Genomic DNA, 24,231 nt, shown 5'->3' with positions numbered 1-24,231 from the left:
GTCACATCCTGAAGAGACCGAAGGAGGTCTCGGGCAGTTGTTGGCGTGAGACGACGTCCAAGGCCATTCCCAGGACGCGCCGTGTGTCAGCAGGATCGATAATGCCGTCGTCCCACAGTCTTGCGGTGGAGTAATAGGGGCTTCCTTGGTCCTCATACTGTTGCTTGATGGGAGCTTTGAAGGCTTCTTCGTCCTCCGCGGACCATTCCTGGCCCGCCGCCTCATATTGATCCCTCTTGACGGTGGCCAGGACGCTGGAGGCCTGGTTTCCACCCATCACCGAGATGCGGGCCGCGGGCCACATCCACAGGAACCGCGGCGAGTATGCCCGACCGCACATGGAGTAGTTACCAGCGCCGAAGGAACCACCGATGACCACCGTCAGCTTGGGCACACGGGCAGTAGCCACTGCTGTGACCATTTTGGCGCCGTTCTTGGCGATGCCGCCTTGCTCGTAGTCCTTGCCCACCATGAAGCCGGAGAGGTTCTGCAGGAAGATCAGCGGTATGCCGCGCTGATCGCAGAGTTCAATGAAGTGTGCGCCCTTCAGGGACGATTCGCTGAAGAGGACGCCGTTGTTGGCCACGATACCCACGGGATGGCCGTGCAGGTGCGCGAATCCGGTCACCAGGGTTGTGCCGTAGTTCTTCTTGAACTCGTGGAATTCGGATCCATCAACCAGCCTTGCGATGACTTCCCTGACGTCGTATTGGGCGTTGACGTCCGTGGGAACCACACCGTAGATCTCTGAAGGATCGACGACGGGCGGCAGGACGACGTCGGACACGTCCCAGGCCGGCTGCGCCGGCTTCGGCAACGTCGCCACGATGTCCCGAACGATCTCCAAGGCATGTTGGTCATTCTCGGCCAGGTGGTCCGTGACCCCGGAAATCCTTGAATGGACGTCGCCGCCGCCCAGTTCCTCTGCTGTGACGATCTCACCAATCGCTGCCTTAACCAGGGGCGGACCGCCCAGGAAGATGGTGCCCTGGTTCCGGACTATGACGGTCTCATCACTCATGGCGGGTACATAGGCACCGCCGGCCGTGCACGACCCCATGACGGAGGCGATCTGCGGGATCTTGGCGGCGGACATTTTGGCTTGGTTATAGAAGATCCGGCCAAAGTGCTCCTTGTCCGGGAAGACTTCGTCCTGCTTGGGCAGGAAAGCTCCCCCGGAATCCACGAGGTAGATGCACGGAAGCTTGTTTTCCAAGGCAATCTCTTGGGCCCGGAGGTGTTTCTTCACGGTCATGGGATAGTAAGTGCCGCCTTTGACCGTGGCGTCATTGGAGATCACCAGAACGTGGCGGCCATGGACCAGACCAATGCCTGCAATAACCCCGGCGCCCGGGGAATCGTCGTTGTACATGCCATTCGCAGCCAAGGGTGCGATCTCAAGGAAGGGGCTGCCGTCATCGAGCAAGTGGTCAATGCGTTCCCGCGGCAGCAGTTTCCCGCGGGCGATGTGCCGCTCCCGGGACTTGGCAGGGCCGCCAAGGGCCGCCGTCGCCAGGCGCTCCCTCAGTTCCTCCACCAAGGCCAGTTGTGCTTGCTGGTTGGTCTCAAAGGTGCCACTGGCGGCTCCCGTCAGACTGGCAATTGTCTCCATTGACCCCTGTTCCATTCCCGGCCGCAGGCCATTTCGGTTAGTGCCACGTAACTGAAATTTAGGTTAGTCTTTATTAACTGTGATGTCCAGCACAGGCGGTCCGGCAAGCGCTGGGCCGGACTGGCGCAAGGAGGAAGATGTGACCGCAGGTCAGGAAGCAAGCATCAACGGCACCCGCGCCGCCGCCACGCAACGCGGCCAGGCGAAGGAGCTCCGCAGATTGGCCTTGTTGTCCGCTGCTGCCGGACTCTTTGCGGAGAACGGTTTTACCCGCGTGTCGCTCGAGGACCTCGGAGCAGCAGCAGGCGTCAGTGGCCCCGCCGTTTACCGGCACTTTCCCGGCAAGCAAGCGGTCCTCGGAGAGTTACTACTCAGCGTCAGCCGTGACTTGCTGGACGGTGGATTGCGGGTGGTGTCGGAGTCCGAAGATCCCCGGACCGCGCTGAAGGGACTCATCCAGTTCCAGGTCGATTTCGCCCTCAGCAATCCTGACGTCATCCGTGTCCAGGACCGGGACTTCGGAAGTCTCAGCGACGCCGACCAGGCAGAAGTCAGATCCCTCCAGCGCAGTTACGTCGAAACGTGGGTAGACGTCTTGGCCCGCATTCACACGGACGCAGACGTCCCCGGCCTCCGTGTCCGTGCACACGCAGCCTTTGGTTTGATCAACTCCACACCCCACTCGGTGCGCCACCACGGCAGGAAGATCGCAGTGAAGTCCGCCAGGCCCATCCTGGAGCAGATGGCCTTGGCGGCTCTCACTTCAGCGTGATCGACACGCCTCGTTGGCGGATTCTGGCACGGTGCGGGGCGCCCTGTTCACTCGAGCGATCCCTTGATGAGCGTGACGAGATCATCACCATGCGTCAGTTGCGGATGGTGCCCGGCACCCGGCACCGAGATCAGCTGAACATTCGGATGTGACTTGAGCTGCTCAACCACACCCGGGGCCAGGGGGTCATCGCTTCCAGTGACGATGCGGACCGTGCCGGTGAATCGCCCCAGCGCTTCCCGGAGGTCGGTACGCCACGGCTTCGATCCCGCAAGGGCGAGGTGCTCGGATACCGTCTTGGCGCTGCTTCGCTTGAGGTCACCGAGACTGGACTCCAGCGCAGCCGCGCTCCCTCCTGATCCGGTCAGTTGGTGTGACAGCCGCGCCGGGTTGACGTGTCGCAAGTAGGTGGACACGAGCGGCCGCAGCCTGGCTGGGCCACCCATCGGGACCTGGAGAAAGAACGGTGCTATCAGTGTGAGGGACTTGACCTGCCCCGGGAGCCGGTCAGCCGCGACTACCGCCGCAGCCGCGCCGATCGAGTGGCCAATGAGGTCAGCAGGTTCCCCACCCAACACAGCAGGCAGCCACTTTTCCCAGTCCTGAACGCCTGTTCCACCACTGAGGCCGAGTCCGGGCAGGTCTACAACCCGGGCGCCGATGCCCGACGCCACTTCGGCCCACGTATCTGCGTTGACCGGTAAGCCGGGAAAGACCACCCTGCTGGACCTGGCTACGCCGAGCTCAAATGTCCTTAGACCGCCAACGTCGGCGAATCGGCGACCGTCAGCCGTGACGGCGCCAAACCGATGCGCAGCCAGGTGGTCGGCCCACCGCTCCAGCGACACCAGCACATCCGGCATCGGGATCCTGTGCCTGGCGGCGAACTCGATGGCTGAATCTGTCGGATAGCGGTCAGCGGACATGAACGTCAGCGTCTCGGGATCTGCCTTGGTGATCCGCTGCGGGAGCCGCTTGATGACACCGATCGGCATTCTTACCCGCGGGACCTTGACACCGAGATGACGGCCAACGTGCGCGAGCAGATCTGCAAGCGGCGGGGTGGCGTCGTCGAGAATCCAATAGGCCTTGCCGTCAGCAACCGGATCGACCGCCGCTGCAGTCATGAAGGCCGCCAGATAGTCGACCGTGACGACCGGGAGGAACGTCTCTTGGTTTCCAGGCAGTGCGGCCATGGTGCCGTCCCAGATCTGCCCAATGGTGGTGGCCAGCCCGATGAGTTGATCGGACTCACCGGTCACGCTATCCCCGATCACACTGGCCGGATTGACGATGGTCCAGGGGACTCCCCGCTCCAGCGCCCGGGCTTGAAAGATGGCGTCGGATTCCACCTTTGAGGCTTCATAGGCTCCAAGTTCCTCATAGACCGCGGTGCGATGGTCCTCTGACCATGGAACGGTCGCAGGGTCCTGCCCGCCGACGCGGTAGCCTGAGACGTGGACGACACGCTGCAGATTGGGGAGTTCTCCGGCAAAGTCAATGAGCTTCTCGACGATGCCGACGTTCGCATTGCGTGCCTCCTGCGCGGTCATTCCGAACCGATACAACCCGGCGCAGTTATGGATCTCGGTGATGAACGGGAATGCCGAGGGACCGCCCTCGATGATCTCTGGAGCATCGAAGTCGACGATCGTCGTGCTGATGCTCCCCACCAAACCATGCTCCCTGGCCCATCGCTCGACCCGCGCTCCGGACTCTGGGGTACGAACTGCCGCCGTGACGTTAGCGCCAGCTTCAGCAAGGGACAGGACAAGGTGCCGGCCGACCATTCCCGAAGCCCCGAAGACCAGGGCGTGGCGGGAGTCTTCGTGCGGTGTCATCGCGTCCCGCCAACGGTGTTGCATCGCTGGTTGATGAGCGCCGCCACGACGTCAGCGGCCGAAAACAGGGGTTGTGTGCTTTGCATGGCGCGAGAGACGATCACCGCCCCCTCGATCGTCGATACAACAACGGTTGCCAAGGACCGGGCCTCCCCGGCGTCAAGACCGCCGGCCTCGAGGAGCGCGGACGTCGGAGCGATCCAAGACTCGAAGGCAGCGGCACACGCCTTCCTCAGCCGCTCGCTTTCCGCGCCCATCTCCAGGGTGACGACGGAGACCGGGCAACCAAGCCGGAAGTTACTCTCACTGACGATGGCGGCTAAGACCTCAATCGCGGTGCGGGCAGCCTCAGCCGCACTCCCCGCGGAAACTGCGGCCTCTGCAATGAGTGCTTCGAACTGCTTCGCGGCGAGCTCGACCGCTGCGACGCCCAGACCCTCCTTTCCATCGGGGAAGTGGAAGTAGACCGATCCCTTCGGTGCTCCGGCGTGTTCGATCACAGCATTCAGCCCCGTGCCGCTGTAGCCACTGGTCTGGATGAGCTGGAGCATGGACTCCGTGAGCCGTGCTTTTGTCAGGTTCCCTTTTATTGCCATAAACAAATAATAGACCGGTCTATATATTTTGCAAACCGCTGACTGCCCTGCGCACAAGCCGGCAGTGGGTCGGTCCGGCGTACCTAGGACTCCCAGGGCCAGTCTGACAGGCTGTTTTCCGCCGCCGTGCCGCCTAGGCTGAAACTCGAACCCGTGTTGAATCTACAAAGCAACAGGCTTAGGTACCAGCCACTATCGAGGAGCGCCCCATGAGGATTGCAGTCACCGGCGGAAGCGGAAAACTGGGCAGGAGCGTGGTCCGACGTCTTACGCAGGACGGCCACGAGGTGCTCAACATGGACCGCGCAGGCACGCGCGGCCGGGGTTACGTCAACGTGGACCTCCGCAACTACGGACAGGTCCTGGACGTCGTCCTGGGCCTGGATGACCAACACGACGGCTTGGACGCGATAGTCCACTTGGCGGCCATACCAGCGCCGGGACTGGCCCCGGACGCTGCGATCTTTGAGAACAACATGGTGTCCACCTACAACGTGTTCCAAGCGGCACGAAGGGCGGGCATCAAGAAGGTGGTCTACGCCTCCAGCGAGACCGTGCTGGGACTCCCCTTCGACATCGAGCCTCCCTACATTCCCGTAGATGAGGAGTACGCGGCTCGACCGGAAAGCACCTACTCGCTGGTTAAACACCTCGAGGAGCAGATGGCCATCCAACTGACGCGGTGGGATCCGGAACTGAGCATCACGGCACTGCGATTCTCCAACGTCATGGACCCCGAGGATTATGACGCTTTCCCGGCCTTCGACTCCGACGCAACGCTCCGGAAATGGAACCTCTGGGGCTACATCGACGCCCGGGACGGCGCCCTTGCCGTGGTGCGGTCCCTGGAGCACGGGGAACCGGGCTTCGAGACCTTCATCATTGCCGCGGCCGATACCGTGATGAGTCGAAGCAGCGCCGAATTGGCAGCCGAAGTCTTCCCCGGCGTCGAGGTCCTCAAGGAACTGGGTGAGCACGAAACCATGCTGTCCATCGACAAAGCCCGCAGGCTGTTGGGATTTGAGCCGGAGCACAGCTGGCGCAACGTCCACTCCAACCGCACCACGCCAACCGAAGACTGACGCCGCCCAGCGGCCGACGCGCGCCGGCCCACCCCTTAGCTGCAGTTTCCTGCAAGCACTCGTAAAGGGATGGGCCGGCGCAGCTTCGGACGCGTCAGATCATGGTCATGACTATGGCAGGGTCGGCCAGGATTGAGCCGAGGTCCGCAAGGAATCGTGAACCCTGTTCCCCATCCACCAAGCGGTGGTCGAAGGACAGGCTGAGCGACATAACCTGCCGAACCGCGAGTTCATCGTTAACAACCCACGGCGCCTTCCTCACAGCGCCAAGGGCCACAATCGCGGCCTCGCCCGGGTTCAGGATGGGAGTGCCGGCGTCGATGCCAAACACGCCGATGTTGGTGATGGAGATGGTGCCGCCAGACAACTCCGACGGCGACGTCTTACCTGCCCGCGCCGTATCGGTCAGCTCAGTCAAAGCCGTGGAGAGCTCACGAAGCGTCAAGCGGTCCGCGTCCTTGATGTTCGGGACCGTCAGGCCCCGGGGTGTTGCGGCCGCGATGCCCAGGTTCACGTAACTGAACTGGACAATCTCCTGGTTGGCCTCATCCCACCGCGAATTCAACGATGGGTTGTTCCGCAACGCCACCAGAACCGCCTTGGCCGCAATGGTCAGGGGCGTCAGCTTGTAGCCTTCGAATGCCTTATTGCCCTTGAGCCTGGCCAGCAATTCCATGGTTGCCGTGACGTCCACCGTGAGGAACTCCGTCACATGCGGGGCAGTGAACGCGCTCTGCACCATGGCTGCGGCCGTGAACTTGCGAACACCCTTAATGGGCGTTCGGGTTTCCCGCTCACCCTGTGCAGCAGAACCTCGAGCCTCAGCTGGAGCTTCCGGTGTACCGGAATAGTTCTGAACATCCTCGCGGGTAATGAGCCCGCCCGGCCCGGTCCCGGGAACGAGCTCCAGGTCGACCCCCAGGTCACGGGCGAGCTTCCGGACCGGCGGGGTGGAGCGCGGTCGCTCGGAGTTTTCGGCCTCCGCCTGACGTGGCACCACGGGATCGGCGGTCGCGGGCGCCTCCGGCGCTGCGGCCTTCACGTTTTGCACCTGTACGCGGGCACGCCGTGTCGGGCGACCGGAATGTTCGACGACGGCGCCGTAACCTACCAGGTTCGGCTCACGTTTCGCCGGGCTCCCCACCCCATCGGCGGGAGCGGCGGCACCATTGGCAGATGTCTCGACGGCGGCACGGTCACCCGCGGACCCCGTCCCGGCAGACTCTTTAACAGCAACGGGTGCGCCGCCCCCGTTGGAGGACCCGGCGTCGTCAACCTCGAAAGAAACGATCGGCTTGCCAACCTCCACCACGGTGCCGGGCTGCTCATGAAGTTCAGCCACCACGCCTGCGAAGGGCGAGGGCAACTCGACGACGGCCTTGGCGGTTTCGACCTCGGCGATGACCTGGTTCAGCGTAACGGTATCCCCCACCGCCACTTTCCAGCTCAGGATTTCCGATTCGGTCAGGCCCTCGCCCAGGTCCGGCAGCCTGAATTCCTTGATCATGGTGGCGGTCATCCTTCCAGTCCACTCAGGGAGTTGCGGCGGCCCAGGGCGCGGTCCACGCCGTCGAGAATTCTGTCCAAGTCCGGCAAGTGGTGCATTTCGAGCTTCGAGTATGGGTACGGAACGTCGAATCCGGTGATGCGGACGGGAGCCGACTCCAGGTAATGGAAGCAGCGTTCGGTGATGCTTGCAGCGATTTCGGCGCCGAGCCCACCGGATTGGCCGGCCTCGTGGGTGATGACCATCCGACCGGTCTTGCGGACAGAAGCTTCGACGACGGGGTAGTCCACAGGGGCCAGGGAGCGAAGATCGATGACTTCCACGGAAATGCCTTCATCCGCCGCTGCCATGGCAGCGTCCTTGGCCGTTTTGACAAGTGGACCGTAGGCAACCAGCGTGACATCGGAACCGGGGCTCACCACGGCAGCCTTGTCCAAAGGAAGCGCAGTGGAAAGGTCAATGGTCTCGTCCACGTCACCCTTGTCGTGGTAACGCCGCTTGGGCTCGAAGTAGAGGACGGGATCATCGGACGCGATGGCCTGCTGGATCATGGTGTAGGCATCCTGCGGATTCGACACAGCTACAACCCGGAGGCCGGAGGTGTGGGTGAAGTACGCCTCGGGTGATTCGGAATGGTGCTCCGGCGATCCAATGCCACCACCGAACGGAACACGGATAGTGATGGGCATCTTGACGCGCCCTTGGGTCCGGTAGTGCATCTTGGCTACCTGGCTGACGATCTGGTCGAACGCCGGGTAGATGAAACCATCGAACTGGATCTCGCAAACCGGCCGGTAGCCACGGTAGGCCAAGCCAACTGCGGTGCCGATAATGCCGGACTCAGCCAGCGGCGAATCGATCACCCTGTGCTTCCCGAAATCCTTCTGCAGCCCATCCGTGACGCGGAAAACGCCACCGAGCGAACCGATGTCTTCTCCCATGAGGACTACTTTGGGATCGTTCTCGAGGGACTTCCGTAGGCCGGCATTGATGGCCCGGGCAAAAGTGAGCTTGGACATCAGAGTGCACCTTCCTCGACTGGCTGGTTGAAACTGTTCAGGTAGCGCGAGTAGTGGTCCTTCTGGCGTTCAATCCAGGAATTGGGGGTGCTGTAGACGTGGTTGAAAACGTCCAACGGCTGCGGGTCCGGCATGTCGATGCAGCTGGACCGAAATTCCGCGGCCACGGCGTCAGCCTTTGCCTTCACCTGGGTTTCAACGTCCTCAGTCAGCAGGCCCTTGGCCTCAAGCAGTTTGCGCAGCCTCAGGATCGGGTCCTTGGCGGCCCAATCCTCCAGCTCGTTGGGGTCACGGTACCGGGTAGGGTCATCAGCAGTGGTGTGCGGACCCATGCGGTAAGTGACCGCCTCAATGAAGGTAGGTCCGCCGCCCTTGCGCGCACGGTCCAAGGCAACACGAGTCGCAGCCATGACAGCCAGGACATCATTTCCATCAACCCGCATGCTCGGGATACCGAATCCGGTGGGCCTGTCAGCCAACTGAACGTGGGACTGCACGCGCACGGGCTCGGATATTGCCCAATGGTTGTTCTGGCAGAAGAACACCACGGGAGCCTGGTAGCTCGCGGCGAACACCATGGCCTCGTTCACGTCGCCTTCACTCGTGGCACCATCGCCAAAGTAGGCAAGGACTGCAGTGTTGGCACCATCCAACTGGACGCCCATGGCATAGCCGGTGGCGTGCAGGCTCTGGGAACCAATGATGATCTGGGGCGTCGCCAGATTGATGCGCAGGGGATCCCAGCCATAGGAGGCGTTGCCTCGCCATACGCGGGCGATCTCGGAGAGGTGGGCGCCACGCACATAGGCCACGCCGCTTTCCCGGTAGCTCGGGAAAACGAAGTCGTCGTCCCGCAGGGAGCGGCTTGAACCGATCTGGGCTGCTTCCTGCCCCAGCAACGGGGGCCACAATGCCAACTCGCCTTGGCGCTGCAATGCCGTAGCTTCCGCATCAATACGGCGAATAACCGTCATATCCTCATACAAGGAGCACAGTTGTTCATCGCTGATGTCCTTGACCCAGATATCAAATTCCGGGTGGCTGATGCGTTCGCCGTCCGGCGACACCAACTGGAGCATGTCGCCGCCGGTCCTCAAGGGATTTTGTGCACTATGTCCTGGGCGTGGAGCGTCATGGTGCACTCCCTTGCCCGCCTGATCCGTTAACACAGGTGATCGCAACCTTCCGGCTCGTTTTCGTCGGCGCTGGCGGGACTTGTGATCCTGTCGCAGACCGGCCCTCCGGCACCTTCGCCGGAGTTAATTGTGACCCTACTCACAACGCGCATCGGGTACAACTACCCTTGTTGAAATTGAGCATTCTGCCCTGTTTTGGACTTGGGCTCCGTGCTAATCTTGCGCATTATGCAACCCTTGGATGGCACTGACACCCGGCTCCTTTCCGCCATGGCCAAGGACCCCCGCGGGACGGTGGTGGCACTGGCGCAAAAGTTGGGTTTGTCCCGCAATACAGTGCAGGCCCGCATGGCCCAGCTCGAGAAGAAACACGCGTTCCTATCATTCGAGCGGCGAATCAATCCGGTGGCCCTCGGCTATCCGTTGACGGCGTTCATTACGGTCCATGTGCAACAGCAGAAATTGGCCTCACTTGCCCAGGACCTCGCGGACATTCCGGAGATCCTGGAAGGTTTCGGCCTGACGGGCTCCGCGGACCTGTTGCTGCGGGTTGTGGCCCTGGATGCGGAAGACCTGTACCGGATCAACGGGAAGATCCTCGGCTGCGACGGCGTGGAGCGGACGGATACGGCACTGGCCATGCGCGAGATGATCCCCTATCGGGTGCAACCATTGCTGGGGCGGCGCACGAAGGCCTGAATTCCCTTTCTACCTGCAGTTATTCCTGGCGCGCTCTTGCCCATGGAAGCGGACATGCGATTTGATGCAAGAGGACGCATCGGGGACCGTCCAGAGGTTCCCGGCCAGGTGGTGGCGCTGCCGAAGGCTGCCGAAAGGGGCACTACCGTGAGCAATCCGCAAGAACCCAGCCAGCCGGATCACCAACCCGGGTATAACCCGCCGCCGGTTCCGCCGGGACCCGGGTACCACCCGCAGAGTGGCGGCTCCCCGCAGTGGCAACAGCCGCCGTCGCCCGCTTCCCCCCAAGGCAACCCGCAATACGGCGTGCCGGGCCAGCCCCAAAACCCATACCCGCCGGGCCAGTACCAGCCGCGCCAATACCAGCCCGGCCAGTACCCGCCAGGGCAATATTCCCCTGGGCAATACGGCCAGCAGCCACCGAAAAAGAGCCGGAAATTGCTGTGGATCGTCCTCAGCGTTGTGGCGGGAGTTGTTGTGCTGGCCGTCGTGGGCATACTGGTGCTCGTCAACGTGGTGGGCAACGCAACCTCCAAGGCAAGATCCCTGGCCGATGAATTCACTAATCTGGTGGTGTCAGGCCAAACGGAGCAGGCCTACGACAACTACCTGAGCCAGCCGTTGAAGGATGAACTGGACAAACAATCGTTCGTTGATGGCATTGCCAGCCTGGAGCTGGACAGCTCATGCAAACCAAACTACAACTCCGTGAACGTGAACTCGGAGAACGGAAACAACAAGGCGGACCTTGCCGGCAAGCTCCAATGCGACGGCAAAACCATCGATCTTCAATACATCTTCGAGGGCACCAACGAGCTGAAGATGAGCAGCATCCGACTCCGCCCCTAAGTGACAGGAAAATAATCCTTCCCACCACCCATCCATCTGCGCGAATGGTCCGAATCACTTCCTGAGAGCCCCACCCGGGGCTCAGCAGGACGGCCGGGATTTCCGGCCATCACCGGAAGGTTCGGACCAATGCGTACTTCGCCCAATCGCTTGATCGCCACCATCTTCGGAGCCGTTTACCTCTTGGTAGGCGTGCTCGGATTCTTTGTCACCTCGGGAATCGGCTTCTTCGCCACCGAGGGCGCCAACTTGATCATTTTCGCTGTGAACCCGCTTCACAACATCATCCACCTGGCCATCGGCGCTGCCCTTCTCTATGCCGGCATGAACAGCGTCACGCTGTCCAAATCCGTGAATACGGCTGTAGGAGGCGTCTACCTTCTGGTGGGTATCCTCGGGCTCTTCCTGGTGGGTTCCTCACTGAACATCATCGCCCTCAACGGAGCAGACAACGTGCTGCACCTTGCCAGCGCAGTTGTCCTGTTGGGTGTCGCACTGTCCCAGGACAAGGCCGCCGTAGCTTCCGCCCGCGCCTGATCACCCACCACACGCCACTAAGAGCGAAAGGACGGCGGGAGCCATGGAAAGCAGAAACCACCCCACGTTGAAGGCAGCCACCTTGCTGTTCGTGTACTTCGCTGCCATGGCGGCCGGGATGGTCGAGCTTTCCCTTGCCGCCGGGTATCTCACCGGCATCAACTCGGTGACGCCCGGTTTGGTCATTGCCGGGGTGGCAACCCTCACGGCTGGCTTGGCCTTCCTGGCTTGGTCTCTGTGGGGGCTGCATCGCAACTCACTCGTCTTCTCCCGCTATGCCGTTCCAGCCCTGGCAGTGGCTGCCGCGGCCCACGTCGCAGTCATGGCGGCCGGCGTCTCCACCCAGCGCTCACTTGACGTGAGCCACCTCGCCGCCCTCGGCCTGACGCTCATGGCGCTAGCCGGAGCGGGCTGGTTGAGGCGGCAGCACAAGACCAACGACGGCGGCGCCCACGGCCAGCCAAGGACCGGGCGGCTTCTGGCAGCCGCGTTCGGAGCCGCCGTCGTTGTTGCAACAGTGGCAACACCCGGCCTGGCAGCCTCGATGGCCGGGCAGCACGCCGTCCCCCATGGCGAACACGGCCAGTCGCCGGACGGAAACAACGGCCAGGGCTCCAATCCCGCCCTGGACCCGGGTCGCCACCACTAGGCGGCGACTGGACCGGCGCACCATTAACACTGCCCACTGTTGATGGTGCGCCTGGTTCGTGGATCATGGAGCCATGGATCCCATCGAGGCGCTCGACGAAATTTCCTTTTGGCTGGAACGAAGCCAAGCTCCCACGTTCAAGGTCCAAGCCTTCCGCAAGGCAGCCGACGCTGTCCGGCAGCTTGCGCCGGAAGATCTGGCGACGCTTGTCAGCAGCGGGCGGATAACCAGCCTCAAAGGCGTCGGAAGCCGGAGTGCCGAAGTCATCACGCAGGCCATGGAGGACCGTACCCCCGACTATCTGGCCGATCTGCGTGAACGCGGAACAGAATCCTTGGCCGCCGGCGGCGACACCCTGCGGGCCGCCTTGCGCGGCGACCTTCACAGCCACAGCAACTGGTCCGATGGCGGCTCACCGATCGAAACCATGGTTGCCGCAGCCCGCACTCTCGGCCGGGAGTATCTTGCCCTGACGGACCACTCCCCCAACCTCACCATCGCCAATGGCCTCAGCGTCGAACGGCTTGAGAAACAACTGGGCGTGGTGGAAGGCATCAATGCTGCCCAGGACGGCTTCCGATTGCTCAAGGGCATCGAGGTGGACATCCTTGAGGATGGAACCTTGGACCAGACACCGGACATGCTGGACCGTCTGGACGTAGTGGTGGCTAGCGTTCACTCGAAACTTCGGTCAGACAAGAAGACCATGACCACTCGAATGCTGGGCGGCATCAGTGATCCCCATACCAACGTCCTGGGGCATTGCACGGGCCGCCTTGTCCAAGGATCGCGGGGTACCAGGCCTGAGTCTGAGTTCGACGCGGCCAAAGTGTTTAAAGAGTGTGCGGAATGGGGTGTGGCTGTTGAAATCAACTCACGGCCAGAGCGGCAGGATCCACCGGACAACCTCATCAGAATGGCCCTCGACGCCGGCTGCCTGTTCAGTATCGACAGCGATGCCCACGCCCCCGGCCAACTCGACTTCCTGCAGTACGGTGCGGAGCGGGCGGAAGCCCTTGGCGTGCCGAAGGAACGGATTGTCACCACGTGGCCGCTGGAGCAGCTAAAGGAGTGGCTGAGCCTGAAGAAGTAACTGATCTGGACTGCAGAAGGCTCCTCCTGATGTTTGCAGGAGGAGCCTTCTGTTGCGTTGGCCCTGTTTGGCTCGGTGCCGGCAGGGCTAGTGGTCTACAGCTTTCTCAGCACCGACGCCGGTCAGCGAGCGCACCTCCATTTCCGCCTGCTTGGCCGGATCCTCGCGCCGCTTGTCCAGGACCGTACCCAGCCAGCCGAGGAAGAATGCCAGCGGGATGGATACGATGCCCGGGTTGCTCAGCGGGAAGAGGGCAAAGTTTGCTCCCGGGATCATGGAGGTCTTGGCACCCGAAACTACAGGCGAGAAAGTGATCAGCAGGATGGCCGCAGCCAGGCCGCCATACATGCTCCAGACCGCGCCCTGGGTGGTGAACTTCTTCCAGAACAGGGAGTAGACGATGGTGGGCAGGTTAGCCGAGGCTGCAACTGCGAAGGCCAAAGCCACCAGGAAGGCCACATTCTGGCCGTTGGCGAAGATGCCACCGAGGATAGCCAGGACGCCGATCACCAGTACCGTTCGCCGAGCCACCTTCACCTCGGTAGTGGCATCGGCTTTGCCCTTGGCAATGACATTGGCGTAAATGTCATGGGCGAAGGATGCCGCCGCCGTGATGGTCAGGCCGGCCACCACTGCCAGGATGGTGGCGAAGGCAACCGCCGAAATGAAGCCCAGGAGCAACGGCCCACCCAGGTGGAAGGCCAGCAGCGGTGCGGCGGAGTTGACGCCGCCGGGTGCGGATTTGATGGTTTCTGCACCCACCAGGGCTGCAGCACCGTAGCCCAGCACTAGTGTGAACAGGTAGAACAGGCCGATCAGCCAGATCGCCCAGACAACGGACTTCCGGGCTTCCTTTGCCGTGGGGACGGTGTAGAAGCGCATCAGGACGTGTGGCAGGGCCGCGGTTCCGAGAACCAGGGCGAGTCCAAGGGACATGAAGTCGAGCTTGGATGTTTCGGTCTTGCCATACTGCAGGCCCGGGTTCAGGATGGCCGGGTTGTTGGCGGCCTCGGCTGCGGAGCCCAGCAGGCTGGACAGGTTGAAGCCATAGATCGCAAGCACCATAGCCGTCATGACTCCGGCACCGGCAATCAGCAGGATGGCCTTGATGATCTGCACCCAGGTGGTGCCCTTCATGCCGCCGATCAGTACGTACATGATCATCAAGGCACCGACGACGATGATCACCAAGGCTTGGCCACCCCAGTCGCTGATTCCCAGCAGGAGCGAAATCAAGCTGCCTGCACCTGCCATCTGGGCGAGAAGGTAGAAGAAGCAAACGGCGAGGGTGGACAGCGCCGCCGCGATACGGACCGGGCGCTGGCGCAAGCGGAAGGACAGGACGTCAGCCATGGTGAACTTGCCGGTGTTGCGGAGCAGTTCAGCCACCAGGAGCAGGGCAACCAGCCAGGCAACAAGGAAGCCGATGGAGTACAGGAACCCGTCGTAGCCGTTGATGGCAATGGCACCGGTGATACCTAGGAATGATGCCGCCGAAAGGTAGTCCCCGGCGATGGCCGTACCGTTTTGGGAGCCCGTGAAGGACCGGCCGGCAGCGTAGTAGTCTGCCGCGGTCTTGTTGTTCCGGCTTGCCCGGAAGACGATCACCATGGTGACCGCCACGAAGAGGGCGAAGATGCCCATGTTGAGCAGGGTGGTGTCTTTCAGCGCTTCGACGTTGACTGCTGCCGGGACGATGGTGTTCATTTGGCTGCCCCGCTAATCACATTGCCGTCCTTATCGAATTCGTGGCCCTCGATCTCGTTGCGGATTTCAGCAGCGATGGGATCCAGTTTCCTGTTGGAGTAGCTCACGTACCAGGCCGTGATGCCGAAGGTGGTGACGAACTGCAGCAGGCCGAGAATCAGGCCGACGTTGATGTTTCCCCAAACCTTGATGGACATGAAGCCGACTGCGTAGTCGGCCAAGAGAACGTAGGCGAAATACCAGAGCAGGAATACCACTGCCATTGGAAAGACAAAGCTGCGGTGCCGCTTGCGCAGTGTCTTGAACCGTTCCGTCTGTTGGACTTCCTGGAAGTCCACGGACGCCGTTGCGTCCTGGGGTTGGGCCTCATTACCCATGGTTCCTCCTGATTGTGATGTGTCCACATCAGCTCCACACGCATTGCCAATGTGACTGCAATCACTATCGAACGCTCTGTGGCACCTGTTCCAGAGAATCGTCCACTGCCGTCGCCCAACGGTTGCGACGTTGCGCCAAACGGTGGCCGTGAGGGAGCACCAGGGCAAGCGGGCGGACCCGCCAGTGCGTCCGGCTACGCTGGCCTTATGCCCGATTCCCCGCTTTTCACCGCAGCCGCGATCGCCGTGATCGTGCTGGCAGTCGCCGTCGTCGTGGGCGTTGGCCTCAAAGTGATCCGCTCGTTCCGCGACCTTGGCACGGACGCCGAACGTGCAACCTACAACACACTCCATGCAGCCTCCAGGGCAGGGCAACACCTTCGCGCTGGTCTCCACCCCGCCGGCGCAGCCAAGGCCAGCAAGCAATTACGGGCGCTGCTGGGCTGCGATGCCCTGGCCATCACGGACACCGACGCCGTGCTCGCCTGGGACGGTGCCGCCGAGGAACTCCGGCCATCGCTGATGCGGCTCGCGGAGGAAGTATTGACTACTGGCCGGACGGTGGTAGTAGCTGTCGGGTACCCCTCAGCCGCTAAGCCGGATCACGGCAACCACGACTTCAGCGCTGTCATCGCACCGATCCGGGCTGGATCCAGGGTTGTCGGCTCTGTGGCTGCACTTGCTCCCGCGGCCGGGGCCGGTTTGGTGAGGGCAACAAGCGAGGTGGCCGATTGGATTGCCGCGCAGCTGGAGCTCGCGGAGCTGGAATCATCGCGCACCCTCCTGATGGAAGCCGAGGTCCGTGCCCTGCGGGCCCAGATAAGCCCACACTTCATCTACAACTCGTTGAATGCCATTGCCTCGTTCATCAACACCGATCCGGCCCGGGCCAGGGAGCTCGTGGTGGAATTCGCCGATTTCACCCGGTACTCGTTCCGACGCCACGGCGACTTCACTACTGTGGCGGAGGAACTCCGCTGCATTGATCGCTACCTCTTGCTGGAGCGCGCAAGGTTCGGCGAGCGGGTCCAAGTGAGCCTGCGGATCGCTCCGGAGGTCCTCAGCACAGTCATCCCGTTCCTTAGCCTCCAACCGCTGGTTGAAAACGCCGTCAGGCACGGCTTGGAGGCCAAGGAAGGACCCGGACACATCACCATTTGCGCGAATGATTCCGGCGCGTTTGCCGAAGTGACCATCGAGGACGACGGCGTCGGCATGGACCCGGAGCATCTGCGGTCTGTGCTCGCAGGGCACACGGACGGGGTCCACGTGGGACTTCGCAATGTGGACGCCCGCCTGCGACAGGTCTATGGCGACGAGCACGGACTCATCATCGACACGGCCCCGGGCGAAGGAACCATGATCACCATGCGGGTGCCGAAATCGCAGCCCGGGCACGACGCCTGAGGCCGGTTAGTCTTTAATCATGATCAACGTCCTCGTCGCTGATGACGAACTGCCCGCCGTGGAGGAGCTCGCCTTCCTGCTGGGCCGGGATGAGCGGATTGGCGCCATCCACCGGGCATCGTCCGGCGCAGAGGCGCTACGGACCCTGGAAACAGAGTCAGTGGACGCCGTATTCCTCGACATCCATATGCCGGCGCTCTCAGGGTTGGACATCGCACGCGCCATATCCCGCAGCAGCAGTCCGCCGGCAGTCGTGTTCGTCACCGCAGACGAAGACTGCGCACTTGAAGCCTTTGACCTCGCCGCCATCGACTATCTGCTGAAGCCCTTGCGCGCTGAACGGCTTTCACGATCCGTGGACCGCATCAGTGAGCTCATCAAGGACGGAACCCCCGCGCCGGAGATGATCACGGTGGACCTCGGCAGCACAACCCGCATGATCCGCCGCGACGACGTAACCTACGTGCAGGCCCAGGGTGACTACGCAAGACTGCACACGGCCGAGGCCAGCTATCTGATCCGTGTTCCCCTCAGCGACCTTGAACAGAAGTGGGCAGACGCCGGCTTTATTCGGATTCATCGCTCGTATCTCATCGCCTTGAACCATGTGCAGCACCTCAAGCTTTCGGCCACGGGTCCGAGCGTGGCAGTTGCCGGCGCCGAGCTGCCCATCAGCCGCAGGCACCTGCCATCGGTAAGGGACAAGCTGCAGTCCACCCGCATCCGGCCCCAAGGATGACACGCGTCCGCGTCACTGCCCCGCGCCAATCAGCCACGGCGACACCGGGGGCCTCGGGAAAGTTACCGTACCCGGGGGAACTTGCCGAGGACTCCGATGCCGGCCGGATCTTCATCCGTTCGCTCATCCGCTCCCAGCTGCGGTTGGCCTTGGTGGTTGCCTGCGGGTTCCTGGTCATTCTTGCCGTGATCGCAGTATTCCTGGTCTATGGACCCGGGGTGGCGGAGACCCGCATTTTCGGCATTCCCTTGGATTGGCTGGTCCTGGGCGCGGGCATCTACCCCGTCATCGGACTGAGCGCTTGGCTCTACAATCGCGCGGCAGCCCGCAATGAGGCGCGTTACCAGGACCTTGTGGAGGATAAGTGAACCCTGCTGTTGGGCTCTTCGCTTTTCTGGCCGTTTCCATCGCGACGGCGGTCATTGGCTTCTACGGCTTGCGCATCTCACGCACAACCGGCGACTTCTACGTCGCCTCCCGAACAGTCCCCCCGTGGTGGAACGCATCCGCAATCGGCGGCGAGTACTTGTCCGCCGCCAGCTTCCTGGGCGTCGCGGGGCTGATCCTGCTTTCCGGAACTGACGCGCTTTGGTTCCCCGTGGGGTACACCGCCGGTTACCTGATGCTGTTGCTCTTCGTGGCCGCTCCCCTGCGCCGCTCCGGCGCCTACACCATTCCGGATTTTACCGAAGCCCGGCTGGACTCCAAGCTGGTCCGACGGGTGACAAGCCTGGTGGTGGTGGCCGTCGGCTGGCTGTACATCGTTCCCCAACTGCATGGCGCGGCGCTCACCATCCGGATCACCACCGGACTGCCGTCGTGGGTAGGTTCGACGGCGGTGGTTCTTGTCGTGTGCCTCACGGTGGTGGCAGGTGGAATGCGCTCGATTACCTTTGTCCAGGCCTTTCAGTACTGGTTGAAATTGACCGCTTTAGCGGTACCTGTCGTGTTCGTTCTTCTGGTGCTGGCAGGCAATGGCGCACAGCCGCAGGCGCCCTTGCCCCTCAACCCCACCGGCCAAAGTGCTGCCGGGGCATACCAACACATATCGCTCTTGGTGGCGTTGCTCTTCGGAACCCTGGGCCTACCGCACGTCCTGGTGAGGTTTTATACCAACCCCGACGGCCAATCGGCCCGCCGGACCACGCTGATCGTGTTGGGGCTGCTCTCCGTCTTCTATCTGTTTCCCACGCTGTCAGGTGCCTTGGGGAGGATGTTCGCACCCGACCTCGCGCAGTCCGGCCAGGCCGACGCCCTGGTCCTGTTGCTGCCCGGGAGGTTTGTAGGCGGTGTGGCCGGTGACATGCTGTCTGCGTTGGTGGTGGCGGGCGCCTTCGCCGCTTTCCTGTCCACGACGTCCGGGCTGGTGGTTTCGCTTTCCGGCGTCATCAGCCAGGACCTTTTTGGAGGAAGCGTAAAAGGCTTCCGCCTCGCGGCGTTACTCGCCGCCGTCGTGCCTTTGGGTTTTGCCCTGATGACTGACACGCTTGCGCTGGCTGGAAGCGTCGGCTTGGTTTTTGCCTTCACGGCATCCACAATCTGCCCGGTGCTGCTGCTCGGGATCTGGTGGCGTGGGCTAACGGATTCGGGCGCCATCGCGGGGATGCTGATTGGTGCGCTTCTTTGTGGCGGCGCCATGGTGGCGGGCACCCTCATGGGCCCAGGCAACGCGCCAGCGTGGTTGGCGCAGCCTGCAGCGTGGAGCGTCCCGGCCGCCTTCGCGGTGACCGTGACGGTGTCGATCATGACGAAGAACCGCGTACCGGCCTCGGTGAACCGGGTAATGTCACGCCTGCATGTGCCGGAGCGTCCGGTAGTCACGGAGCGATAGCGGCAGCAAGCCGTTGCCCGCGGCCCCTACAGGGTGGACAATGACGCCATGTCCGATGAAGCGGGTGCAGCGAGTCCGGAACCGCCGGCGCCCACGACGGAGCTATCTCCCAGCGTCCGGGCGCAATTGCTGGCCACGGAGCACTGGAGCCTGCTCGCTTCAAGGAGTACCACCCAAGGCGAAGTCCTCACCCGCATCAGCATGTTCCTGACGTTCACCTCGGCAAGCCTGCTCAGTGTGGCGCTTGTTGGTAACGCTACCCAATTTTCAGATGACTTCAGGGCCTTCGCGCTGACGATTCTCAGCATCGACGTCGTCGTAGGACTGTTAACACAGATCCGGGTCTTGAACGTCGGCATGGAGGACCTCATGTACGTCCTCGCCATGAACAGGTTGCGTGCCGCCTACGTCGAACTCGATCCCGGCATGGCGCGCTACTTGATGGCGGGCTACCACGACGACGAGGCAGGCTCGGAGCAGACGTACTACTTCCTGGGCGGGCGGGGCTCATTCAGCCAAGTAGCAGGCAGCAGCATGATGTTCATCATGACGGCCAACTCGGCGTTGCTTGCACTGCTGATCGGCTCTGTCTTGACTGTCCTTCAGGTGCCCACGCCCGTCTCAATCAGCGTGGCTGTGGTGGCCGCACTGGCCTTTTTCGCATTCACCATGGTCCGCGGCGGGCGCCGGTATTACGCGGTGTGGAAGATCAACCAGCCAATCTCCCCCACCCCGCATTAGCCCACCCTTCGAACTAATCGATGGCCGCCATGAGCTCTACAACACGGGCGAGAAAGGCATCTACCTGGGCCTCTTCGTAGCCATCGGCGCCCTTGGCCGCACGGAAAACAGCACGCCGCACTGTGTCTACGCTCAAGGCCTGATCGTGCTCGAGGTACCCAATAAGCTCGGCGCACAAGGCGTCGACATCCTGGACGTTGTAGCTGCGGGTCCTTTTCCCGGACGGGCGCCGAAAGCGCTCGCCGTCGGGCCGGTGCAGCCTGCCGCGCAGGATGCCGGAGAGCTTGCCGATCTCGCGCAGCCAGGCCTCTTCGCCCTGCTGGCTGATGAGCTCGTCCCTCTCCCGACGCGCAAACGCGTCCTCCAGCCGGTCCAGCGCAGCATCCACACTGTTGGCGTCGTAGCCACCCTTGACGGGGTCGAAAGCCACAGCACGTACATCTACGCTGGCCACTTGGTCGGCCGTGCCCACAGGATTCTCAAACGACGTCCTGGCTCGCTGGAGGAACTCATCCACTTGCTTGGCGTTATAGCCGTACTTGCTCCGCTCCACGCGATCGAACGTTGCGGGAATCTGGCGTCGAATATCCAAGGCCACTAATTTTCCTTCATTGGTTGTCAGACGCCGCTCAGCAGCGCGAACAGAACATAGGCTACAGGGGCTGCGAACACGATGGAGTCCAAGCGGTCCATCACGCCACCGTGGCCGGGCAAGATGCTGCTCATGTCCTTGACGCCAAGTTCGCGTTTGACCATGGACTCGGCGAGGTCTCCGGCGGTTGATGCGGCGACCATGCCCACGGCCAGCACAAGGCCCACCCACCAAGGCTTGTCGAGCAGGAAGATGCAGGCAAGGACGCCGATGACCATGGCCCCGCCCACTGATCCCGCGAAGCCCTCCCAGGACTTCTTGGGGCTGATCTTGGGGGCCATGGGGTGCTTACCGAAAGTAGCACCAACGATGTAGCCGAACGTGTCATTCGAGACCACCAACAGCAACAAAGTCGCTATCTGCCACGCGCCGTCGGGAATCCCGTTCGGCCAAAAGCCGAACGGGGTGGCGCCACCGGTGGCGTGGAGCGGCAATGCCGCGAAGCTGATGAGGAACGGAATCCAAGCCAAGGTGAAAACGCCGGCAAACACGCTGCGCGGCGCGCCCGCAGCGCTCTCGATGGAGCGCCACAGCAAAACCGCCACCGAACTCGCCGTCATAGTGAAAAGCAAACCCTCAAGTCCGCCAAAGTAGGCCGACACCGGCATCACCAGGCTGCCGATCATCACGGGAACGATCGGCATCCTGGTCCCCTGCGCCTCAAGCGCCCGGAAAACCTCCCAAACACCCAGTACCGCGAAAGCAGTAGTGAGCAGGACGAATCCCAGCGGGAGGAAAAGCAATCCACCCAAAACGGCCAGAAGCATGGCAAGCCCGACGCCGATGGCCGCCGGAAGATTCCGGCCTGCTTTGGGTGTGGGGTTCTTCCGCACGCGCCTGACGCGCTTGGGGGTATCGCGTGTCGGGACCCGCTCAGCGGGTGCCGGCTCAGCCTGGTTCATCAGACCTCGAGCAGCTCGGCTTCCTTGCGCTTGAGCAGTTCGTCGATGCTGTCCACGTGCTGCTTGGTCAGGGCGTCGAGTTCCTTCTCAGCGCGTGCACCCTCGTCTTCTCCGGCTTCGCCGTCTTTGACGAGCTTGTCCAGGGAGTCCTTGGCCTTACGGCGGATGCTTCGGATGGATACCTTCGCGTCCTCACCCTTGCCCTTGACGATCTTCACGTACTCCTTGCGGCGCTCCTTGGTGAGCTCCGGGATGGTCACGCGGATGACGTTGCCGTCGTTTGAGGGGTTGGCGCCAACCTCAGAGTCGCTCAGTGCCTTCTCAATGTCGCGCAGCGCTGTCTTGTCGTAAGGGGTGATCAGGATGGTCCGGGCATCAGGCACACCGAAGGAGGCCAGCTGTTGAAGCGGAGTGGGTGTGCCGTAGTACTCGACGATCACCTTGTTGTACAGGGCGGGGTTGGCCCGGCCAGTGCGGATCGACGCGAAATCGTCCTTGGCTACCTCCACCGCCTTATCCATCTTCTCGCCGGCTTCGAGCAAGGTCTCTTCGATCACGGGTTTCTCCTCAGAAATAGTTGCTACCCAACTGCAGGCGGCAATGCACAGTAAATCAATGCACAGTAAAGATCCGCCACCAGGGGCGGACGGTCCTAGAAATATCCTAGCCCTTGCTAGGGAGTAACCAAGGTTCCCAGCGTTTCGCCCAGGATGGCGCGGGTAACGTTGCCCTCGCCCTCCATGCCGAACACCACCATGGAAAGACTGTTGTCCTTGCACATGGTCATTGCAGTCTGGTCCATGACCCGGATGTCACGGCGCAGGGCGTCGTCGTAGCTGAGGACATCCAACTTCTCGGCTGTGGGGTCCTTCTTGGGATCGGCGGTGTAGACGCCGTCCACACCGCTCTTGGCCATGAGGACCACGTCTGCGTGCACTTCAAGGGCCCGCTGTGCCGCAACGGTGTCGGTGGAGAAGTAGGGCAAGCCGGCGCCTGCACCGAAAATGACCACGCGGCCCTTTTCCATGTGGCGGATGGCGCGGCGGGGAATGTAGGCCTCCGCCACCTGGCCCATGGTGATAGCGCTCTGGACCCTGGTCTCTACACCGGCCTGCTCCAGGAAGTCCTGCAGCGCCAGGCAGTTCATCACAGTGCCCAGCATGCCCATATAGTCGGCGCGGGAGCGATCCATACCGCTTTGCGACAGTTCGGCGCCGCGGAAGAAATTACCGCCGCCGACAACGATTGCCACTTCTACCTCGGTGACTGCTGCCGCGATTTGCTTGGCGATGGCGCGTACGGTCTCGGGATCGACGCCGAGCTTGCCTCCGCCGATGACCTCGCCGGAAAGTTTCAGAAGTACACGTCGACGGGTCTTCTCGGGCTGGATAGCAGTGTTGACGGTTTCCATGGTGCCTTCCCGTTGGTGGACTCTGGCTAGATTATCGTGCTGTGGGTCCGCGCAGGTACTACCCGGACGGGTGCATGAAAAAGGGGCGGCCACCGAAGTGACCACCCCTTTTCATGAATTACTAGTTTCCGACGCGGAAACGGGTTACTGCGGTAGCCTTCACGCCGGCTTCCTCGAGGACCTGTGCAACAGTCTTCTTGGAGTCCTTGGCGAATGCCTGGTCAACCAGAACTTCACCCTTGTAGAAGCCCGTCACGCGGCCTTCCACGATCTTGGAAAGAGCAGCTTCGGGCTTGCCTTCAGCCTTTGCGGTCTCTTCGGCGATGCGGCGCTCGGACTCGACCAGTTCGGCCGGGACGTCGTCGCGGGTCAGGTAGTTCGGAGCCATGGCTGCAACGTGGACAGCGATGTCGTGCGCGGCGGTGGCAGCGGCTTCGCCTTCACCATCGACAGCGAACAGGACGCCGACCTGAGCCGGGAGGTCCTTGGACGTCTTGTGCAGGTAAGCGTCAACCGTGGTGCCCTCAACGCGGGAGATACGGCGGACAACAACCTTCTCGCCGAGGACTGCGCCCTCTTCGACAACAACCTCGGACAACGGCTTGCCGTCGACCTCGGTGGCCAGCAGGGTCTCGAGGTCGGCTGCACCGGACTCGACTGCAACGTTGAGGACCTTGTCGGCCAGCTGGATGAACTTGTCAGCCTTGGCGACGAAGTCAGTCTCGCAGTTGACCTCGATCATTACGCCGACGCCGCCGTTGACCTTGGCAGCAACCAGGCCTTCAGCAGTGGAACGGCCTTCGCGCTTGGTAGCACCCTTGAGGCCCTTGATGCGGATGATCTCGATGGCCTTCTCAGCGTCACCGTTGGCTTCGTCAAGAGCCTTCTTGACGTCCATCATGCCGGCGCCGGTGCGCTCGCGCAGGGCCTTGATGTCAGCAGCAGTGTAGTTCGCCATGTGAACCCCTCTGTCTAGAAATTTGTGTGTTTACGGACTGACAGGACGGCAGCCCACCGTGTGAGCCGCCATCCTGTCAGTTGCCCCTGACGCTGTATCCAGCATCAGGGAAGG

25 protein-coding genes are annotated in these 24,231 nt (G+C 62.3%); 12 read left to right on the top strand and 13 right to left on the bottom strand.

Annotated features, from left to right (window positions below; translation table 11 throughout):
• Position 1 precedes the first annotated feature (1 nt).
• Positions 2–1,612, bottom strand: coding sequence for a carboxyl transferase domain-containing protein (locus KCX59_RS07940; protein ID WP_091466391.1), 1,611 nt, complete (start codon positions 1,610–1,612; stop codon positions 2–4).
• A 139-nt stretch (positions 1,613–1,751) separates the two neighbouring features.
• Between KCX59_RS07940 and KCX59_RS07935 the strand changes: the two genes are divergently transcribed.
• A complete protein-coding gene (locus KCX59_RS07935; RefSeq protein ID WP_091467621.1) occupies positions 1,752–2,384 on the top strand; it encodes an SACE_7040 family transcriptional regulator in 633 nt (210 codons plus the stop codon).
• Positions 2,385–2,431: 47 nt separating this feature from the next.
• On the opposite strand, the gene KCX59_RS07930 is transcribed toward KCX59_RS07935, so the two are convergent.
• Positions 2,432–4,225: an alpha/beta fold hydrolase gene (locus KCX59_RS07930; protein WP_179019041.1), complete on the bottom strand. Its 1,794-nt coding sequence runs from the start codon at positions 4,223–4,225 to the stop codon at positions 2,432–2,434.
• Positions 4,222–4,821, bottom strand: coding sequence for a TetR/AcrR family transcriptional regulator (locus KCX59_RS07925; RefSeq protein ID WP_218649667.1), 600 nt, complete (start codon positions 4,819–4,821; stop codon positions 4,222–4,224). The genes KCX59_RS07930 and KCX59_RS07925 overlap by 4 nt, the downstream gene beginning before the upstream one ends.
• A 209-nt stretch (positions 4,822–5,030) precedes the next feature.
• Between KCX59_RS07925 and KCX59_RS07920 the strand changes: the two genes are divergently transcribed.
• Positions 5,031–5,903, top strand: a complete 873-nt coding sequence (locus KCX59_RS07920) for an NAD-dependent epimerase/dehydratase family protein (protein ID WP_091466385.1) — start codon at positions 5,031–5,033, stop codon at positions 5,901–5,903.
• 94 nt (positions 5,904–5,997) lie between these two features.
• On the opposite strand, the gene KCX59_RS07915 is transcribed toward KCX59_RS07920, so the two are convergent.
• The 3 genes from KCX59_RS07915 to pdhA are packed head-to-tail and all read right to left on the bottom strand — an operon-like array spanning position 5,998 to position 9,598.
• Positions 5,998–7,422, bottom strand: coding sequence for a dihydrolipoamide acetyltransferase family protein (locus KCX59_RS07915; protein ID WP_179019043.1), 1,425 nt, complete (start codon positions 7,420–7,422; stop codon positions 5,998–6,000).
• The gene (locus KCX59_RS07910) at positions 7,419–8,429 is read right to left on the bottom strand and encodes an alpha-ketoacid dehydrogenase subunit beta (RefSeq protein ID WP_179019045.1); all 1,011 of its coding nucleotides are present in this window, start codon (positions 8,427–8,429) and stop codon (positions 7,419–7,421) included. The genes KCX59_RS07915 and KCX59_RS07910 overlap by 4 nt, the downstream gene beginning before the upstream one ends.
• Complete coding sequence (gene pdhA / locus KCX59_RS07905) at positions 8,429–9,598, bottom strand: pyruvate dehydrogenase (acetyl-transferring) E1 component subunit alpha (protein WP_179019046.1); 1,170 nt, start codon at positions 9,596–9,598, stop codon at positions 8,429–8,431. Before pdhA ends, KCX59_RS07910 begins: the two co-directional genes overlap by 1 nt.
• A gap of 195 nt (positions 9,599–9,793) precedes the next feature.
• On the opposite strand from pdhA, the gene KCX59_RS07900 reads away from it, so the two are divergent.
• The 5 genes from KCX59_RS07900 to KCX59_RS07880 all read left to right on the top strand — a co-directional run bounded on the left by KCX59_RS07900 (position 9,794) and on the right by KCX59_RS07880 (position 13,392).
• The gene (locus KCX59_RS07900; RefSeq protein ID WP_091466379.1) at positions 9,794–10,264 is read left to right on the top strand and encodes an Lrp/AsnC family transcriptional regulator; all 471 of its coding nucleotides are present in this window, start codon (positions 9,794–9,796) and stop codon (positions 10,262–10,264) included.
• A gap of 54 nt (positions 10,265–10,318) precedes the next feature.
• Positions 10,319–11,113 (top strand): hypothetical protein, encoded by a 795-nt coding sequence (locus KCX59_RS07895; RefSeq protein ID WP_256871577.1) that lies wholly within the window; start codon positions 10,319–10,321, stop codon positions 11,111–11,113.
• A 129-nt stretch (positions 11,114–11,242) separates the two neighbouring features.
• On the top strand, positions 11,243–11,650 hold the full coding sequence (locus KCX59_RS07890; protein ID WP_011774231.1) for a DUF4383 domain-containing protein: 408 nt from the start codon (positions 11,243–11,245) through the stop codon (positions 11,648–11,650).
• 43 nt (positions 11,651–11,693) lie between these two features.
• Positions 11,694–12,299, top strand: a complete 606-nt coding sequence (locus KCX59_RS07885; RefSeq protein WP_179019048.1) for a hypothetical protein — start codon at positions 11,694–11,696, stop codon at positions 12,297–12,299.
• 73 nt (positions 12,300–12,372) lie between these two features.
• Positions 12,373–13,392: a PHP domain-containing protein gene (locus tag KCX59_RS07880; RefSeq protein ID WP_178996415.1), complete on the top strand. Its 1,020-nt coding sequence runs from the start codon at positions 12,373–12,375 to the stop codon at positions 13,390–13,392.
• Between the two features lie 87 nt (positions 13,393–13,479).
• Here KCX59_RS07880 and KCX59_RS07875 read toward each other — a convergent pair whose 3' ends face one another.
• Positions 13,480–15,099, bottom strand: a complete 1,620-nt coding sequence (locus KCX59_RS07875) for a solute symporter family protein (RefSeq protein ID WP_179019050.1) — start codon at positions 15,097–15,099, stop codon at positions 13,480–13,482.
• Complete coding sequence (locus tag KCX59_RS07870; RefSeq protein WP_017199418.1) at positions 15,096–15,476, bottom strand: DUF485 domain-containing protein; 381 nt, start codon at positions 15,474–15,476, stop codon at positions 15,096–15,098. The genes KCX59_RS07875 and KCX59_RS07870 overlap by 4 nt, the downstream gene beginning before the upstream one ends.
• Before the next feature lie 207 nt (positions 15,477–15,683).
• Between KCX59_RS07870 and KCX59_RS07865 the strand changes: the two genes are divergently transcribed.
• Genes KCX59_RS07865 through KCX59_RS07845 form a run of 5 tightly spaced genes read left to right on the top strand, consistent with a single transcriptional unit; the run spans position 15,684 to position 20,194 of the window.
• Positions 15,684–16,883 carry a sensor histidine kinase gene (locus tag KCX59_RS07865; protein WP_091467619.1) on the top strand — a complete coding sequence of 400 codons (1,200 nt, stop codon included), beginning with the start codon at positions 15,684–15,686 and terminating at the stop codon, positions 16,881–16,883.
• A gap of 19 nt (positions 16,884–16,902) precedes the next feature.
• Complete coding sequence (locus tag KCX59_RS07860; RefSeq protein WP_091466370.1) at positions 16,903–17,622, top strand: LytR/AlgR family response regulator transcription factor; 720 nt, start codon at positions 16,903–16,905, stop codon at positions 17,620–17,622.
• Positions 17,619–17,990 carry a hypothetical protein gene (locus tag KCX59_RS07855; protein WP_091466368.1) on the top strand — a complete coding sequence of 124 codons (372 nt, stop codon included), beginning with the start codon at positions 17,619–17,621 and terminating at the stop codon, positions 17,988–17,990. Before KCX59_RS07860 ends, KCX59_RS07855 begins: the two co-directional genes overlap by 4 nt.
• Entirely contained in the window at positions 17,987–19,453 is a 1,467-nt protein-coding gene (locus tag KCX59_RS07850) for a cation acetate symporter (protein WP_179019052.1), read from the top strand. Before KCX59_RS07855 ends, KCX59_RS07850 begins: the two co-directional genes overlap by 4 nt.
• Before the next feature lie 48 nt (positions 19,454–19,501).
• The gene (locus KCX59_RS07845; protein ID WP_179019054.1) at positions 19,502–20,194 is read left to right on the top strand and encodes a hypothetical protein; all 693 of its coding nucleotides are present in this window, start codon (positions 19,502–19,504) and stop codon (positions 20,192–20,194) included.
• A gap of 13 nt (positions 20,195–20,207) precedes the next feature.
• Here KCX59_RS07845 and KCX59_RS07840 read toward each other — a convergent pair whose 3' ends face one another.
• From KCX59_RS07840 to tsf, 5 genes are all read right to left on the bottom strand, one after another.
• Positions 20,208–20,792, bottom strand: coding sequence for a DivIVA domain-containing protein (locus KCX59_RS07840; RefSeq protein WP_179019056.1), 585 nt, complete (start codon positions 20,790–20,792; stop codon positions 20,208–20,210).
• Positions 20,793–20,812: 20 nt separating this feature from the next.
• Positions 20,813–21,748: a phosphatidate cytidylyltransferase gene (locus KCX59_RS07835; protein WP_091466361.1), complete on the bottom strand. Its 936-nt coding sequence runs from the start codon at positions 21,746–21,748 to the stop codon at positions 20,813–20,815.
• On the bottom strand, positions 21,748–22,305 hold the full coding sequence (gene frr / locus KCX59_RS07830; RefSeq protein WP_011774219.1) for a ribosome recycling factor: 558 nt from the start codon (positions 22,303–22,305) through the stop codon (positions 21,748–21,750). The genes KCX59_RS07835 and frr overlap by 1 nt, the downstream gene beginning before the upstream one ends.
• 116 nt (positions 22,306–22,421) lie before the next feature.
• Complete coding sequence (gene pyrH, locus KCX59_RS07825) at positions 22,422–23,159, bottom strand: UMP kinase (RefSeq protein WP_014921238.1); 738 nt, start codon at positions 23,157–23,159, stop codon at positions 22,422–22,424.
• A 121-nt stretch (positions 23,160–23,280) separates the two neighbouring features.
• Positions 23,281–24,117: a translation elongation factor Ts gene (tsf, locus tag KCX59_RS07820; RefSeq protein ID WP_026541489.1), complete on the bottom strand. Its 837-nt coding sequence runs from the start codon at positions 24,115–24,117 to the stop codon at positions 23,281–23,283.
• Positions 24,118–24,231: the final 114 nt, after the last annotated feature.

The sequence above is a fragment of the Paenarthrobacter nitroguajacolicus genome (genome assembly GCF_051027655.1).
In the GTDB taxonomy this organism is placed as follows: domain Bacteria; phylum Actinomycetota; class Actinomycetes; order Actinomycetales; family Micrococcaceae; genus Arthrobacter; species Arthrobacter nitroguajacolicus.
This window is presented reverse-complemented; position numbering and strand designations above follow the sequence as displayed.